Source organism: Archangium gephyra (assembly GCF_042230915.1).
Lineage (GTDB): Bacteria > Myxococcota > Myxococcia > Myxococcales > Myxococcaceae > Archangium > Archangium gephyra_B.
The window spans coordinates 6,199,169-6,213,483 of sequence record NZ_CP102578.1 but is presented as its reverse complement, the minus strand read 5'-3'; the positions used below and the strand labels follow the sequence as shown (position 1 = coordinate 6,213,483).

General features: G+C 68.7%; 14 protein-coding genes. 2 read left to right on the top strand and 12 right to left on the bottom strand.

The window, feature by feature from the left end; all coding sequences use genetic code 11:
* Positions 1–92 precede the first annotated feature (92 nt).
* The 9 genes from NR798_RS24400 to NR798_RS24360 form a co-directional block, all read right to left on the bottom strand.
* Positions 93–2,186, bottom strand: coding sequence for a hypothetical protein (locus NR798_RS24400; RefSeq protein WP_375764880.1), 2,094 nt, complete (start codon positions 2,184–2,186; stop codon positions 93–95).
* Positions 2,187–2,299: 113 nt separating this feature from the next.
* Positions 2,300–3,223, bottom strand: a complete 924-nt coding sequence (locus tag NR798_RS24395; protein ID WP_375764879.1) for a hypothetical protein — start codon at positions 3,221–3,223, stop codon at positions 2,300–2,302.
* Positions 3,224–3,231: 8 nt separating this feature from the next.
* Positions 3,232–3,411 (bottom strand): hypothetical protein, encoded by a 180-nt coding sequence (locus tag NR798_RS24390; protein ID WP_375764878.1) that lies wholly within the window; start codon positions 3,409–3,411, stop codon positions 3,232–3,234.
* A 5-nt stretch (positions 3,412–3,416) separates the two neighbouring features.
* On the bottom strand, positions 3,417–3,638 hold the full coding sequence (locus NR798_RS24385) for a hypothetical protein (RefSeq protein WP_375764877.1): 222 nt from the start codon (positions 3,636–3,638) through the stop codon (positions 3,417–3,419).
* Entirely contained in the window at positions 3,635–4,510 is an 876-nt protein-coding gene (locus NR798_RS24380) for a hypothetical protein (protein ID WP_375764876.1), read from the bottom strand. The genes NR798_RS24385 and NR798_RS24380 overlap by 4 nt, the downstream gene beginning before the upstream one ends.
* A 1-nt stretch (position 4,511) precedes the next feature.
* Positions 4,512–5,663, bottom strand: coding sequence for a TadE/TadG family type IV pilus assembly protein (locus NR798_RS24375; protein ID WP_375764875.1), 1,152 nt, complete (start codon positions 5,661–5,663; stop codon positions 4,512–4,514).
* Positions 5,660–7,183, bottom strand: coding sequence for a TadE/TadG family type IV pilus assembly protein (locus tag NR798_RS24370; protein ID WP_375764874.1), 1,524 nt, complete (start codon positions 7,181–7,183; stop codon positions 5,660–5,662). The genes NR798_RS24375 and NR798_RS24370 overlap by 4 nt, the downstream gene beginning before the upstream one ends.
* Complete coding sequence (locus NR798_RS24365; RefSeq protein ID WP_375764873.1) at positions 7,165–7,953, bottom strand: TadE/TadG family type IV pilus assembly protein; 789 nt, start codon at positions 7,951–7,953, stop codon at positions 7,165–7,167. Before NR798_RS24365 ends, NR798_RS24370 begins: the two co-directional genes overlap by 19 nt.
* A 180-nt stretch (positions 7,954–8,133) precedes the next feature.
* Positions 8,134–9,570 (bottom strand): GuaB1 family IMP dehydrogenase-related protein, encoded by a 1,437-nt coding sequence (locus NR798_RS24360; protein ID WP_375764872.1) that lies wholly within the window; start codon positions 9,568–9,570, stop codon positions 8,134–8,136.
* 91 nt (positions 9,571–9,661) lie between these two features.
* On the opposite strand from NR798_RS24360, the gene NR798_RS24355 reads away from it, so the two are divergent.
* Together NR798_RS24355 and NR798_RS24350 are read left to right on the top strand one after the other, a co-directional pair.
* Positions 9,662–10,447 (top strand): ABC transporter ATP-binding protein, encoded by a 786-nt coding sequence (locus NR798_RS24355; protein WP_375764871.1) that lies wholly within the window; start codon positions 9,662–9,664, stop codon positions 10,445–10,447.
* Positions 10,444–12,171, top strand: a complete 1,728-nt coding sequence (locus NR798_RS24350) for a putative ABC exporter domain-containing protein (RefSeq protein ID WP_375764870.1) — start codon at positions 10,444–10,446, stop codon at positions 12,169–12,171. The genes NR798_RS24355 and NR798_RS24350 overlap by 4 nt, the downstream gene beginning before the upstream one ends.
* Positions 12,172–12,176: 5 nt before the next feature.
* Here the strand turns inward: NR798_RS24350 and NR798_RS24345 are convergent, their stop codons facing one another.
* From NR798_RS24345 to NR798_RS24335, 3 genes are read right to left on the bottom strand one after another with little or no spacing between them, the layout of a single operon-like run.
* The gene (locus tag NR798_RS24345; RefSeq protein WP_375764869.1) at positions 12,177–13,088 is read right to left on the bottom strand and encodes a DUF3396 domain-containing protein; all 912 of its coding nucleotides are present in this window, start codon (positions 13,086–13,088) and stop codon (positions 12,177–12,179) included.
* Positions 13,088–13,930, bottom strand: a complete 843-nt coding sequence (locus NR798_RS24340) for a hypothetical protein (RefSeq protein ID WP_375764868.1) — start codon at positions 13,928–13,930, stop codon at positions 13,088–13,090. The genes NR798_RS24345 and NR798_RS24340 overlap by 1 nt, the downstream gene beginning before the upstream one ends.
* Before the next feature lie 36 nt (positions 13,931–13,966).
* Positions 13,967–14,266, bottom strand: a complete 300-nt coding sequence (locus tag NR798_RS24335) for a hypothetical protein (protein WP_375764867.1) — start codon at positions 14,264–14,266, stop codon at positions 13,967–13,969.
* Positions 14,267–14,315 lie beyond the last annotated feature (49 nt).

Genomic DNA, 14,315 nt, shown 5'->3' with positions numbered 1-14,315 from the left:
GCCCATGGGTTCGTCCCCGGGCTCCGGCACCGGACCTTATGTCAGGACGTGCGAGCGCAGGAAGGCCACCACCCCGGCGAGCGGCCGTCGCGCTACCGGACGAGCGGGCCGAACGTCCATTCGTGAGCCGACGGGCCCGGCCCATACCGCACCTCGAGCGGCTCGCCGGCCTTCACCCGCGCCAGCTCCCGCGCGCTGAACGTGAACACCACGCGCCGCTGATCGTTCGGATCCGGGTAGCGGCTCGCGACGACCTCGAGCTCGCCCACCTTCAGTGTCAGCAGCGCGTCCCGGACGGCGAAGGGCACGTCACTGCGCAGCTCCAGGTCGATGCGCCCGTCCTTCCGGGACTGGAAGCCGACGAGCTTGCCGGGCACCCGCCTCTGGACGGGCGGCCGGGAGCTCAGCTCATTCCGGGGTGCGGGCCCCGTGATGGACGGGTAGCTCGTGAGGGCGCCCTGCTTGGAGGCGCGGAGGTTGGCCACGAAGAGCTCCCCGCTCGGCGTCTTGTCGAAGGTGAACCGTACGCCCCGGATGTGCTGGAGGTCGTCCGCCTGGAAGGCCGCGAGGGGCAGGCGGGCCGTCTGCAGCATGGAGTGGAAGTCCCCGAAGGGCCCCCCCACGGGCCCCCGCAGATCCACGAAGTCGGCGATGTCGAGCGGCTCCGAGAGGCTCCCCTCCGCATCCACCAACTGCACGGAGAAGTGGGCCGGCTCGAAGTAGCTGTTGAGGCCGCTCGGGGCGCGCTCGACGCGCAGCTCCAGCGTGGCGTAGTTCTTCAGCGACAGCCCCTGGCCGGGCGGGGTGAAGTTCGCCTGGAACCAGGTGTCCTTCCCGGCGGATGACCAGGAGATCCGTGCCCCCTGCAGCAGCGGATCATGCTCGGGGAGCGGACCGTGCTCGATGTGGATGTTGCTCGCCTCGTTGGGGACGCCGGACATGCCGAGGCCGGTCGGGCCGAGGAAGTCCTCCAGCCGCAGGGTGGCCTCCTCGTCGGCCGTGGCCGTCATGCCCCGGTCCACGCGGGTGATGGTGGCCAGGCTCGGGGGCAGGGGGAACTGCGGATCGAAGAGCCGGTCCCAGCTCTCGTCCCGGTTCTGCCCGACGTTGGCCAGGAAGAAGGCGAGCATGGGGATGCGGCCCGTCTCCTGCTGGGGCCCGGAGCCCGTGCTCTCGGTGGAGAACAGGGGCTCGTGGCCGGTGCACCCCGGCGAGTCCGACACCTGCCACTCGGTGTTGTAGAAGTTGTGGTTGGCCCCCCACACGGTGAGCGTGGACTTCATCCGCCGCGGACTCTCCTGCCGGGTGGCCAGCATGCGATCGAAGGGGCGGACGCCTTGGAGATCGAAGACATCGCCGTCACACATGGGCAGCAGGATGGCCCACCGCGTGCCGTTGGCATCGAGCACGCGCCCGGTCTGCCCGTCCACGGAGCCGATCTCGAAGATGGCGTTGAAGCGCAGCTTGTCGGGGATGAGCTCCGGCCAGGGGCTGCCGCGGTCGCGGTATTGGACGTAGGCCGCCCGTGCGCCCTCGCCGCCCCGCGAGTGCCCCATCAGCCCCACCTGCTGGAAGTCCAGCTGCCCCTTGAGGCTCACCCCAAGCGAGCCGGGCGTGGGCTCGAGGCCGCGGTTCCACCGGCTGAGCAGGGCCAGGTGCTTGAGGATGAGGCGCCCCCGGGCCAGGTTCAGTCCGGGGTCCCCTTGAGAGGCCGCGCCCGCGTTGATGCCGCGGTTGGCGTTGATGGACACGACGAGGTAGCCCCGGGCCGCGAGCGGCTCGGCGATGTAGCCATACCCGGCGTGGCTGGGGACCACCGTGTAGCCCGGCGGGCACGTCCCCGTCTCGGTGTACTCCACGCTGTCGTCGATGCGGGGGTTGGAGCCCCTGCCGCACGTGGCGTGGTTGCCGTGCAGGAAGACGAGCACCGGGTAGCGCTGGCCCCGCTTCAACGTGGCCGGGCGGTAGACCCGCGCCCAGAGCTCGGTGGCGCGATCCGGCAGGATGTCCGGATCCACGGTGGCCGGGAGCTTGTACTCGGCGCTGACGACGGGTTGCAGGGCCCGCGTGGCGAGCGGCGCCTGGGAGGGTTCGAGGGCGTCCTCCTCCAGCTCCCACGAGACGTCCGTGGCCCCGCATCCTCCCGCGCCCGAGATGACCAGCGCGGAACACACGAGTGCTTTCACGAATCGGCCGGCCCCCATCGCCCCCCCTCCAGGCCCCCGACAGCCCGTACCGCGCAAGGTTGTCTCGCGCGTCCGGGATGTCAATCTGGGCTTCGAGGGCGGGGAAGGCGGGCTTACTCGACGAGCGCCGCCAGCTGCGTCCAGTCGTATTGGGCGTACGCCTTGGCCGCCTGGGTCAGCGGATCCCGCGGATGCTCCTGGAAGTAGCGCTCGGTGGGCTTCGTATGGGAGGCGGCGCCCAGCCGGACGGTGACCAGCTGGATGGCATCCGGCTTCTTGGTGTTGAAGTAGCCGGGGTTCAGCATGGCGAGGTAGGTGGGATCACTGCCCTGGCACGAGCCCACGATCTCACCGCGTTTGGTGGGCACGCACGCGGGCTTGTCTCCAGCGCCCGGGGCCAGCTGGCCCAGCTGCTTCTTCGCGGCCTCACCATCCGAGCCGCCCTCGCGGATCAGCCGCTCCAGGTACTCCTTGGCGGTGAGCCGGCGCCAGAGCTGCCGGTTCTTGGCGGTGATCACCAGGATGGGGGTGGCGCTCCCGACCTGGTAGACGGGCAGCCCCTGATGCGTGGAGACCTGGGGCGGCTCGTAGAAGATGGCCTCGGGCTGCGCGGCGTTGATCTTCAGCCGCTCCAGATCGTTCACCTTGATCTCGAGCGTGTTGCCTTCTCCCACGCCCTGGTAGCGCCCGGTCTTCTTGTCCACCACGGTGTCGCGATCGCTCTTGTTGATGGGCTTGAGCAGGATCGTCGCCTCGGCCATCGTCACCCCCAGCTCGGGATGGGCCTGGAGGCTGAGGCCGGAGTGCACGCTGACCCCGCGCGGATCGGCCAGCTGGGGCGTCTGCTTGAGGCCGTCCAGCACGCCCATCAGCTTGCGCTGCAGCTCGGGCGCCCGCTTGCGCAGCTTCTGCGAGGTGGGCGGGGTGGTGCCGGGCAGATCATCGGGCTCCGCGGCGGCGGGCAGCGACAGGGCCACGCACAGGAGCGTGGCATGGGAGAGCCGCCGCAAGCGGGAGGCCGCGCGTGTCGGACGCATGGAGTGCCTCAGGGTACGGGCGATTGGATGATGTAGTAGATGGACTGGAAGTAACGGTGCAGTGCGTTGATCAGCCCGGTGAGGAAGGGCCAGCCGAGCACCCCGAAGCCGAGGAAGGCCGCGGCGACGATGACGTACTCCACCATGGACTGGCCACGCCGGGCGCGGGCCAGGAGACTCTTTCGCATCCGGCTCACTTGGAAGTGCACTCCTTGGAGCACGTCTTTTCCTCGTCCACGCAGGCCTGGGTGCACTTGGCCACACCCGAGCCCGCGTACTTCTTGCAGATGTCCTGACACACCTTCGCGTCCTTCTTGCACTGCTTCTCGCACTGGTTGGCGCGAGCCGTGGCCGGCAGCGTGAGGAGCAGGGTGGCGAGCAGGGCCCAGCGGGCCTTGTTCCAGGCGTTCGTCATTGCGTTTCCTCCGGGCTCCCCTCGCGGGAAGCCGTATGCCGCTCGGTGAGCGATAGGTGGACCATCACGTCCGGGGAGGGCATCTGGCGGCGCAGCATCACCAGGCCGAACACGGCCCCGCGGCGCACCTCCAGCTCCGCCCCCACGTCGTCCGGGGCATGGAGCTCGGTCACGGTCCAGCCCTTCTTCTCGAAGTCCTCGCGGAAGTACGTCTCCGCCTGCGCCACGGTGCTCTCCGGCACCCGGGCGGACACGGTGTACTGGGTGGCTCCCTCGAGCTGGAAGTTGAGCGCCGAGGCGTCCTCGGCGGCCGCGGGCATGGGAATCCACTGCGGCACCTGGGGCGTGCCTTCCAGCAGGGGCGCCATCTGCCCCGAGGACACGAACACCGTCGTCTCGCCGCCCTGCGCCAGCGCCGACACCAGGTGCACCTCCTTGGTGGCGGGGCTCCAGTAGCCCACGTAGCCCGCGTTCTCGTTGTAGCGATGGCCCATGGCCGGCAGCCCCGCGTCCACCAGCGTGGCGCTGTAGTGCGTCAGCACCTGGTCCGGCGAGTCCTGGGTGGTGAACCACACCACCGCGATGGGCGCATCCTGGCCCAGGTAGTCCGCCGCCAGCACCTCGGGCCGGCTGCCGTGAGGGTAGGGCGGGAAATGCGACAGCGCCCGCTCCAGGATGCCCGCTTCCCAGGGAGAGCGGGACAACTGGGCGGGCTCGGGCTGCGTGAGCATGTCTTCCTGCGTCACCCGCTCGATGGGGTCCGCCGGCTGCACGTACGCGAAGCGCTCCCAGGCAAAGCCAATCAGGCCGCCCGCGACGGCCATGGAGAACAGCAGCGCGACGGCGCGTACCGCTGGCCGCGGCTCGGCCACCTCAGCACGCCTCCGGGTTCTTGCAACCCATGTAGTAGTCGCCCCGGTTGTCGTAGCTCTTCTTGGTGCGATCGCTGTCCCAGTCGCGCCACTCGGAGTTGAAGTAGGTGCCGCTGCCGTCCGACCCCTGGTCGATCGTCTGGGTGGGCGTGTCCCCATCGCCCAGCGCCTTGATGGAGATGTTGGGCTGGCGCGGATCGTCCGGCTTGACGATCGTGGCGATCTCCTTGCTGCCCGGGAAGGGGGCCACGAGCCCGCCGACCAGGGCCGGGCTGAGCAGGTTGTTGCTCATCGCCTTGGAGAAGAAGCTGGAGGCCTCGAGGTCCATCTCGTCGAAGCCGGGATTCATGCGGTTCTGGTAGACGTTGGCCACGCGCTGGTAGAGCTGGTTGCCCTTGTCCTTCTGGCCCGGCTGGATGTTCACCGCGTCGGTGATGGCCCAGGTGTCCGTGAGGATGGCCAGGTGCTGCTCCTTGATGAAATAGGCGTCACCCGTCCAGCCCGACTTGCCGGCCTTCGAGTTGGCGTGCACGTCGCCCGTCCAGCGCTTCTTGGTGAGGTTGTGCTCCTCACCGTCGTCATCGGAGAACTCGGGGAGGAACTTCCTGGGCAGCAGGTAGTTCTCCACGACGGCCTTGGCCCGGCACTTGTACATGCCGCCGTTGGTGAAGCGCCCGTGGTAGGCGTTGTAGAGGCCATCCGCGCTCACGTTGCCCACGTCCTTGTCGGGGCCCTCGCACGTCACCTGCTCGGCGTTGCCCTCGTTGTTGAGCCAGCACACGTGTGCCGAGAGCGCCTTGTGGTGATCCGTGTCCTCGCAGTCGCTGTACGTGGTGGTGCTCACGCCCGAGGCGTCCGTGCTCGTGGTGGTGGAGTTGTAGCGATCCTTGCCGGACTCGTGGTCGCAGAACATCAGGCGCGCGTGGTGCTGCACCGCCTCGGGGTCGCCCTTGGAGGTGTAGTCCTGCACGGCGAGATCCCACACCGTGGAGATGGCGGCCTCCTGCACGTCCAGCGAGTAGCGCAGCAGGTCATCCAGGAAGAGCGAGTAGAGGAAGACGGGGATGATGACCAGCATGCAGATGGCCATCTCCACGGAGGCGGCGCCGCGGGAGGAGGCCGCGCGGCGGGAAGCGGGAAGCAGCTGTCTCATAGCGACAACCCCGGGGAAGAGCTGACGAGCTGGGCCGCCTCGCTGTTGCCGGCGGCGGTGAGGACCTGGCTGGCCTGCTGCTGCGTGAAGGGGTGCAGCTTGGCGCGCCAGTAGGGAGCGAAGAGGTTGGGCGGCTCGCGCCAGCCCCCCTTGCCGAAGCGGTGGTAGTAGACGATGGCCTTGGAGAGCCCCGCGCCTTCCTCGGCGGCGAGCTTGAGGTTGGCCGACGTCTCGCCATTGGTGAACTTGAGGGTGCCGGAGTTGTTGAGCTCCCAGGGCGCCTTCGCCTTGGCGCCCACGCGGAACTGCTTGGTGACGTAGCTGTAGGCGCGCGGCTGGCCGTAGTCGCGGTTGACGTCGTCGTTGGCGCGGAACTTCATGAAGCAGTTGCCGCCCGTGGTGCACGAGGTGAGCGCCTTGGCGTTGACGCCCTCGAAGGGGTGCTGGCCGGTGTGGGCGCCGCTCGGCGAGTGCGAGCCACTGGAGCCCTCGCTGGTCACCTGCGCCGAGTAGGGCAGGGGGACGCCGGTGCCGTGCTTCCACTGGTTGTACATCAACCCCTTCTCGCTGGCGGAGACGGACTTGCCCTCGACACCCGAGCCGCCGTTCGTCTTGGCCGTGCCCTTGTGCGTGAAGGGGACGGGGGAGTTGATGCCCTCGCCGGGGATGTCCTTGCCCAGCTCCTTGAGGAAGCTGGGGTGGAGGTGGGCGGGGTAGTCGAGCGTCAGGCCGCGGTTGGCGGGCCAGTCGGAGCGGGAGGCGTTGGCGATCTCCGTCATCACCTTGGAGCGCGTCTCCGGATCCGAGTTGCCCACGCTGCCGGTGCAGCCCATGGTGCCGTCCACCGAGCAGTTGAACTCGTTGGCGTTGAGGCCGCCCACGGCCGTGTTCAGCGTGCTGGCGCCGGGCACGTTGTACTGCGTCAGCTTGTCGAGCCCGTAGGACTTGCCATCGCGCAGCGCCTGCAGGGTGCGCAGGTGCACCTGGGCCTGCGAGGCGTGGATGAAGTCCACCATCCGGTCCAGGCCCTTCATCACCTTGGCGAAGTTCTGGTCCAGCTCCTTCACCTTGTCGTCGTAGTTCTTGCCGGCCTTGCCGTACTTGCCGGCGATCTTCAGCGCCTGCAGGCCGTGGATGCAGTGCTGGATACAGGTCCAGCAGCCGCACTGGGCGAACTCCATGGCCATGATGATGTAGTAGTTGATCTGCGACTTGCGCATCATCTCGCCCGTCACACTGGCCGACGCCATGTAGGCGTGCATGCTGTTCATGGCCACGTAGGTGGCGGCCATGGAGCGGTTGCTGACGGCGTAGTAGTTGAGCGCGCGCGCCTCCATCACGGCCATGGAGTAGGCCATGGAGTCGCTGTGCTGCTGCAGGCTCACCTTCTCGCGCAGCGCGTGGCTGAGGTTGAAGCTGAGCGCCACCATGAGCGCCAGCACCAGGAAGGAGAGCGCGGCGAGCACCAGCGCCTGGCCGCGCCGGCGCCGGGGGGACTTCCTCAGAAGGCGAAGAGGCATTGGTTGCTCGTGGGCAAGGCGTTCTTGCTCAGGAAGAAGTTGGACTGCATCCGCATGGTGTAGGTGGAGCGGATGGGGAGGATGTAGAGGCCGTTGGAGGCTGCGGTGGCGTAGGGATCCGAGCCCGTCCCACCGCGATCGAGGGACTTGAGGCCGCCGGTGTTCTTCTTGCCCAGGCGCAGCACCTCGGGCACTTCCTTGTTGCGCGCCGCGGCGTGGATGACCCAGTTGGCGAAGGGGATGGGCATCCGGTAGTTGAACGTGAGCTGGATGCGCAGCTTGGTGCGCTGGCCCTTCTCCCACTCGTCACGGCCGCCCGTGGAGTTGGCCGGGTCGTCGAAGTCGACTTCCTTGCCGCCACCGCCGCCCACCTCGTTCTTCAGCGGACCGCAGATGGTGACCTTCGCGAACTTGAGGTTCGCGTCCGGCATCTTGTTGGTCTTCACCCCGGGCCAGTTCCACTTGCTCGCGAAGTCCGAGGCGCTGTTGATGGTCTTGATGTACTCGCCGCCGCCGCTGTCCTTGCTGATGAGCGGGAGCAGCACGGCCACGGCCGCGCGCTCCATCTGCTCCATGTTCGCGCTGTGCAGGGAGCCGGCACGCACTGCCTTGTAGGCCGCGTACTTCGTCAGCAGGCGCGCCTGGTGCATCAGCCCCAGTTGCAGGATGCCGAGGATGAGGAAAACGAAGAGGGGCAGGACGATGGCCGACTCCACCGCGGCTTGTCCTGATTCCCGGCGGGGGTGCGGATTTTCACGCTGCGCACGCATATCCCGGAATCTGCCCGAGCATTCACTGGTCGTAAATACGTCAAGTGGACCGATTCCCCACGTTGCCCCCCGTTGCCCGGGGGGCAACAGGCCGATCAGCCCGGGAATTCAGGACACACTCCGCGTCCGGATTCGGTAAAAATTATAAGAAAACGCGGAAATCCTCAAGGGGAGGGGGCGTCACCAGCTGGTGCGCACCGGGCGGCCCTCGTCGTAGCCCGCCTGGCTCTGCACGCCCACCACGGCCCGCTGGTGGAACTCCTCGAGGGTGCGCGCGCCCGCGTAGGTGCAGGAGCTGCGCACGCCGGCGATGATCTGATCGATGATGTCCTCGACGCCGGGGTGATCCGGGTCCAGGTACATGCGCGAGGTGCTGATGCCCTCCTCGAAGAGATCCTTGCGGGCGCGCTCGAAGAGGGACTCGCCGCGCGAGCGGGCCTTGACGGCGCGCTGCGAGGCCATGCCGAAGTTCTCCTTGTAGAAGCGGCCATCGCTGTCGCGCAGGACGTCCGCGGGGCTCTCGTAGGTGCCGGCGAACCAGGAGCCGATCATCACGTTGGCCGCGCCCGCCGCGAGCGCGAGCGCCACGTCGCGCGGGTGGCGGACGCCGCCGTCGGCACAGGCATGCTTGCCCAGCTTCCGGGCCTCCTCCGCGCAGTCGAGCACCGCGGAGAACTGGGGCCGGCCCACCCCCGTCATCATGCGCGTGGTGCACATGGCCCCGGGCCCTACGCCCACCTTCACCTGGTCCGCCCCGGCCGAGATGAGATCGCGCGTGCCCTCGCGGGTGACGACGTTGCCGGCCATGACGGGCACGGACGGGGACAGGGAGCGGATGAGCTCCACCGCCTCGAGCATCCGGCGCTGGTGGCCGTGCGCCACGTCGACGACGAGCAGATCCGTCCCGGCGCGCAGCAGGGCCTCGGCCTTGGCCTTCACGTCCCCGTTGATGCCGATGGCCGTGCCGATGAGCAGCTTGCCCTTCGCGTCCACCGCCGGCTTGTAGAGCGTCGAGCGCAGCGCGCCCTTGCGCGTCACCACGCCGATGAGCCGGCGGCCGCGGACCACCGGCGCGGAGGTGAGCCGCTTGCTGGACAGGCGATCGAAGATCGTCTCCAGCGGCGTGCCCTCGTCGATGGTGAGCAGATCGGTGGCCATCACCCGCTGCAGCTGGGTGAAGCGATCGAAGCCGGCCGCGTCGTTCTCGGTGAAGATGCCGACGGGCTCCTCGTGCTCGTTGACGATGATGACGGCGCCGTGGGCCCGCTTGTGGATGAGGTTGAGCGCCTCCTGGATGGTGTCGCCGGGCCGCAGGGTGATGGGCGTCTCGTAGACGGGGTGGCGCGACTTCACGTAGGTGATGTTGCTCTCGACGATGTCGAGCGGGATGTCCTGGGGCAGCACGGCGATGGCCCCGCGGCGCGCCACCGTCTCGGCCATGCGCTTGCCCGAGACGGCCGTCATGTTGGACACGACGATGGGGAGGGTGGTGCCCAGGCCATCGGCCGGTACCAGGTCCACGTCCAGGCGCGAGCCCACCTCGGAGCGGCCCGGCACCATGAAGCAGTCGTTGTACGTGAGATCGTAGGGAGGCTTCTGGTCGTCGATGAAGCGCATCACACCCTCCAAGGGGGCGTACCCTAGCGCATCGCCCGGCGGCGGCCCCATGGATTGGAATCCGCCCGGGGGGCCGCGTATTTTGTCGCACATGAGCGAAGCCGGGATGACGGCGCCGGTGCTGGATGTGGAGGGGCTGGAGAAGACCTACGGCGACGTGAGGGCCGTGCAGGGGCTGACCTTCCGGCTCGCCCCCGGCGAGGTGCTTGGGCTGGTGGGGCCCAACGGGGCGGGGAAGACGACCACGCTGCGCTGCCTGGCGGGCATCCTGCCGCCCTCCAGCGGGCGCGTGCGGGTGGCCGGGTATGACCTGGCGGATGCGCCGGTGGCGGCCAAGCACGCCCTGGCGTTCCTCCCGGACGAGCCGCGCCTCTTCGAGTACCTCACCGTCTGGGAGCACCTGAACTTCGTGGCCCGGCTGTACGGGGTGGCGGACTGGGAGGAGCGGGCGCGGGCGCTGCTGGCCGAGATGGAGCTGGCCGGCAAGGAGAAGGCCCTGCCCGGGGAGCTGTCGCGCGGGATGAAGCAGAAGCTGTCCATCGCCTGCGGCTTCCTGCACTCGCCGCGGCTCATCATCCTCGACGAGCCGCTCACGGGGTTGGATCCGCTGGCCATCCGCCGCATGAAGGCCTCGCTGCGCCAGCGCGCGGAGGCGGGCACGGCGCTGGTGCTCTCCTCGCACCTGCTGCCGCTGGTGGAGGAGCTGTGCCACCGCATCCTCGTCATCGCCGGGGGGCGCGCGGTGGCGCTCGGGACGCTCGCGGACATCCGCGCGCAGCTCAGTGGCCCGGACGGCTCGGCCGCGTCCCTGGAGGAGCTCTTCATCCGGATCACGAGCGCGTCGCCCGAGCCGCGGCCGGAGCGGGAGGTTCCGTGAGCTTTCCCCGTGCGGTGACGTTCCTCTGGCTGGCCTCGGCGCGCAACCGGTTGCTGCGCCAGCTCCGGCGGCTGCGCCAGCCGAAGTACCTCGTGGGCGCGATGGTGGGCGGGTTGTACGTGTACTCCTTCTTCCTGCGGCGGCTGAGCTTCCAGGGACAGGAGGGCACGGTCCCCGCCGGGGCGCAGCTCGTCAGCCAGTTCATGCTCGCCGCCGCGATGCTGGGCACGGTGCTTTCCGCCTGGGCGCTCGGACCGGATCGGCCCTCGCTGTCCTTCAACGAGACGGAGGTGCAGCAGTTCTTCCCCGCGCCCGTGTCCCGGCGGGGGCTGCTGCACTACAAGCTCGCGCGCGGCCTACTGGGCGCGGCCGTGGGGGCCTTCGTCGCCACCCTCTTCGTGAGCCGTGTGGTGTCCGGGCACCCCGTCCTCTTCTTCCTTGGCGCCACCGTGACGCTCTCCACGGTGCACCTGCACGTGACCGCGGCCTCCTTCGTGCGCACGCGGCTCGCCCAGCGCGGGGGCATGGGGACGGTGCTGCGCTGGTCCGCCCTCACCGCCGTGAGCGCCTTGATGATCCTCGCGGGGCTCTCCGCGCTGAGCGAGCACCCCCTGCCCACTCAGCTGAATCATCCCCGGCAGCTCCAGGCGTGGCTGGCCTCGTTGATGGACTCGCCAGCGCTGTGGCCGGGGCGGTTGCTGGTGGCGCTGCCGCTCGCGCCGGACGTGGGGGCCTTCCTGCGGACGCTGCCGCTCGGGCTCGGCCTGTTCGCCGTGCACTACGTCTGGGTGATGCGGGCCTCGGTGCCCTTCGAGGAGGCGGCGGTGGTGCGGGCCGAGGAGCGGGCCCGGCTCCGGGAGCAGCTCTCGCGCGAGGGAGGCAGTCGCACGCTCCTGCGGGCGCGCCCCGCGTACTTCCGGCTCGCGCCCACGGGCCGGCCGGAGGTGGCGATCGTCTGGAAGAACCTCATCGCCGGGCGGCGGCTGGGCGGGGCGGGGCGGCTGCTCGCCGCGGGGCTGCTGGGCGGACTGGTGGCGGCGGTGGCCTCGGGCCGGGGCATGTCCGAGGTCCTCGCCAACGTGCGCCTGTTCATGGCGCCACTGTGCGCGGGGCTCGCGGGAGTGCTGTGCTTCTTCGGGCCGTCGGCCCTGCGGTTCGATCTGCGGATGGATCTGCCCCGGCTGGAGCAACTGCGAGCGCTGCCGCTCACGGGACGGCAGGTGGTGGTGGCGGAGCTCGCCGCGCCGGCGCTGCTGCTCGGGGTGACGCAGGTGGGGCTGCTCCTGTTGGCGATGGCGCTCCTGGTGTGGCAGGGGGGTGTGTACACCGAGATGTGGATGGCAGCGGGACTGGGGGCGCTCTGGGTGCTGCCGGCGGTGTCGCTCGGGAGCCTCTTCGTGCAGAACGCGGCGGTGGTGCTGTTTCCGGCGTGGCTGCCGCCCGAGGGCGAGCGGGTGCGCGGCTTGGAGGCGCTCGGGCAGCGGCTGCTGACGCTGGTGGGCACGCTGGTGGTGCTGCTGGTGGGGATGCTGCCCGCGGCGCTGCTGGCGGCCCTGGTGGGCTTCGGCCTGGACCGGCTGCTGGGGCTGGGCGTGTGGGCACTGCCCTTCGCGGGGCCCGTCGCGGCCGCGGTGCTCGTGGCCGAGGTGGCGCTCGGCGTGGTGGGCCTGGGCCGCGCCTTCGATCGGCTAGATGTGTCCGTGGAGGGGACCGGGGCGTCGTGAGCGTGTCAGTCGAGGAAGCGGCGTTTCCATCGCCGCATGTCCTCCCGGGAGAAGCCGCCCCAATCAAAGCGCTCCTCGTACAGCCAGGGCTCCAGGACGCGCGCCAACTCGCGATAGGCCGGCAGGAGGCGGCCCTCTCGCACGTCTCCAGCCTCCGGCCATTGCCCGAGTGTCACCACGGCCCGCTGTCCCTCTAGTTCCTGCACGGTGGTGCCGGGCGAGTGCAATCGGGAGCGCAGGCCTTCCGCACCGCCCAGTTCTCCCCAAACGGGTTGGCCCAGGAGATTCAGCCAGTGCACCCCTTTTATCCGTGTGCCGATGAACATGGAGGCAGTGCTGAAGCCGGGAACGTCCAGGCCCGGGTAGCGCAAGCACTCGTCCCGGAGGGACTCGATGGTTCCGAGAAGCCCTTCCGGGAAGAGGAACGCGAGGCCCGCATGACCGGAGTTGAAGGGCAGTTCCACCGCCAGCTTCAGGGCCAGATCCCGCACCCAGTCAGGGCCGTGCTCTTCCAGGTACTCCGTGGGCAGCCAGAAGGTCACCGCGCACATGGGCTCACGGGGGGGGAACTCGTTGGACTGTTCTCCATAGTAGGAGAACTCATATCCAGAGAGATCGCCGGGGGTTCCGGCCAGTGAGACGTGGGCACCACGCGGATGCAGGAACTCTCGTCGGATGGTTTCCCGAGTCTGCGTGTCGAGTTCCTGCCAATCCGCCTCTGAATCGGCGTACCAGCCGAGCGTTCCTGGTCCCAGGGCTTGGAGATAGACATCCAGGGCTCGCATCACCGCATGTACGACCTCTTGGTGGGAGCGCCGCATGTAGAAAGTGATGTTCACACTCTCGCGGATGAACAGCCAGGGTTCTCCTCCATCGACGAGCGCGTAGCGACGAATCCGCGGATAGTGCTCGCCCATCATTGGACTCCGAGTTGGGGAGTGACGAGGGTGGGATCCTTCTCTCCTCCAAGCGCTTCCTTGTACATCCGGCCCTGATTCTTGGGGTGATGGGGATGTCCCGCGGGGTAATCTCTCCAGCCAGGGCTCTGCCCTTTTCTGACGGGCACGCAGGGGAACTTGAAGTCGTAGACGCGCTGAACCTTCTGGGAGTTGCCCGAGGCGTGAATCACGACATCGGGAACCAGCGTCCCCAGAAGCAGGGATTCGAGCCCGTTGCGCAACCACTCCGCTACAACCACAGGGTCGAGTTGCCGCCACTGTCCCACCGACGGGTCGTGTTTGTAACGCAGCTGCACGCTGAAGTTCTCCGGATAGAGTTCGCCGAGTTCCCTCTGGACACAAGCGAGGGCCACCGCGTGCTTCCTGGTTCCGAGATCCATGGCCCGCGTCACGTCCTTGCCCTTCTCCTGGCGGACGACCTCCCTGCACTGTTCCGCGGTGGGGCTCTGCCCCTTGAGTACCTCGTCCTCGTCGTTGACCTTGGAATTCGCTTCCTTGGCGCAATTGGCCAGGACCTGCTCGACGCGCGCCATCTCCGCGGTCTCCAACAACCGCATCACGGTGACGGCGGTACGGGCCGTGTCCACGGCGCGAAACAGCCACGGGATGATCGCCTCTTCGCCCGGCCGCGTGGTGTAGCAGGCGGGATTGCGCAAGCAGCCACTCGTCGCTGAATCAGTGGTCTGGGCATAGCGGCCTTCTGGCGGAAGCCCCATCGGTCCAGGTGTGGCGCAACCGGCCAGCAGCAGGGAGCCCACGAGAAGGAGCATCCGGTGTGCGCCATGCAATGAAGAAGACATACGGGTCCGCGCTCTCCGGGGTCCGTGGCTGATGAGCTAATGCGGCCCGGCCGCCTCCGGGGGCGCGGATAGGGTGCGCACCACCACCGAGCGGCACGCCGAGCACACGACGCCGCTGCGCTCCCAGTGCACCTGCTCCTCCAGCTCCTGGGCGGACTCCTGTCCCTCCTCGAGCTGCTTCACGAGCGAGGCGAGCTCGTCTTCCGTACCGCCTCCTCCAGACGGGCCGAGCACGTCCTGCTCACCTTGCAGGACGAGGGAGAAGCGGTAGTACACCTCGCTCGCGGCGATACCATTGCCGCATGCGGCGCACGTCTTCGGTCGGGGGCCGGACACGGCGCCGACACTAGCTGGAAGAACGGCCAATCCTCCAGCTTCGAAGCGG

Excerpts from the sequence above, each read along its gene's own strand:
- NR798_RS24375 (WP_375764875.1), bottom strand. The coding sequence starts at position 5,663 with ATGAGACAGCTGCTTCCCGCTTCCCGCCGCGCGGCCTCCTCCCGCGGC.
- NR798_RS24395 (WP_375764879.1), bottom strand. The coding sequence starts at position 3,223 with ATGCGTCCGACACGCGCGGCCTCCCGCTTGCGGCGGCTCTCCCATGCC.
- NR798_RS24355 (WP_375764871.1), top strand. The coding sequence starts at position 9,662 with ATGAGCGAAGCCGGGATGACGGCGCCGGTGCTGGATGTGGAGGGGCTG.
- NR798_RS24385 (WP_375764877.1), bottom strand. The coding sequence starts at position 3,638 with ATGACGAACGCCTGGAACAAGGCCCGCTGGGCCCTGCTCGCCACCCTG.
- NR798_RS24370 (WP_375764874.1), bottom strand. The coding sequence starts at position 7,183 with ATGCCTCTTCGCCTTCTGAGGAAGTCCCCCCGGCGCCGGCGCGGCCAG.
- NR798_RS24390 (WP_375764878.1), bottom strand. The coding sequence starts at position 3,411 with ATGCGAAAGAGTCTCCTGGCCCGCGCCCGGCGTGGCCAGTCCATGGTG.
- NR798_RS24345 (WP_375764869.1), bottom strand. The coding sequence starts at position 13,088 with ATGGGCGAGCACTATCCGCGGATTCGTCGCTACGCGCTCGTCGATGGA.
- NR798_RS24360 (WP_375764872.1), bottom strand. The coding sequence starts at position 9,570 with ATGCGCTTCATCGACGACCAGAAGCCTCCCTACGATCTCACGTACAAC.
- NR798_RS24365 (WP_375764873.1), bottom strand. The coding sequence starts at position 7,953 with ATGCGTGCGCAGCGTGAAAATCCGCACCCCCGCCGGGAATCAGGACAA.
- NR798_RS24340 (WP_375764868.1), bottom strand. The coding sequence starts at position 13,930 with ATGTCTTCTTCATTGCATGGCGCACACCGGATGCTCCTTCTCGTGGGC.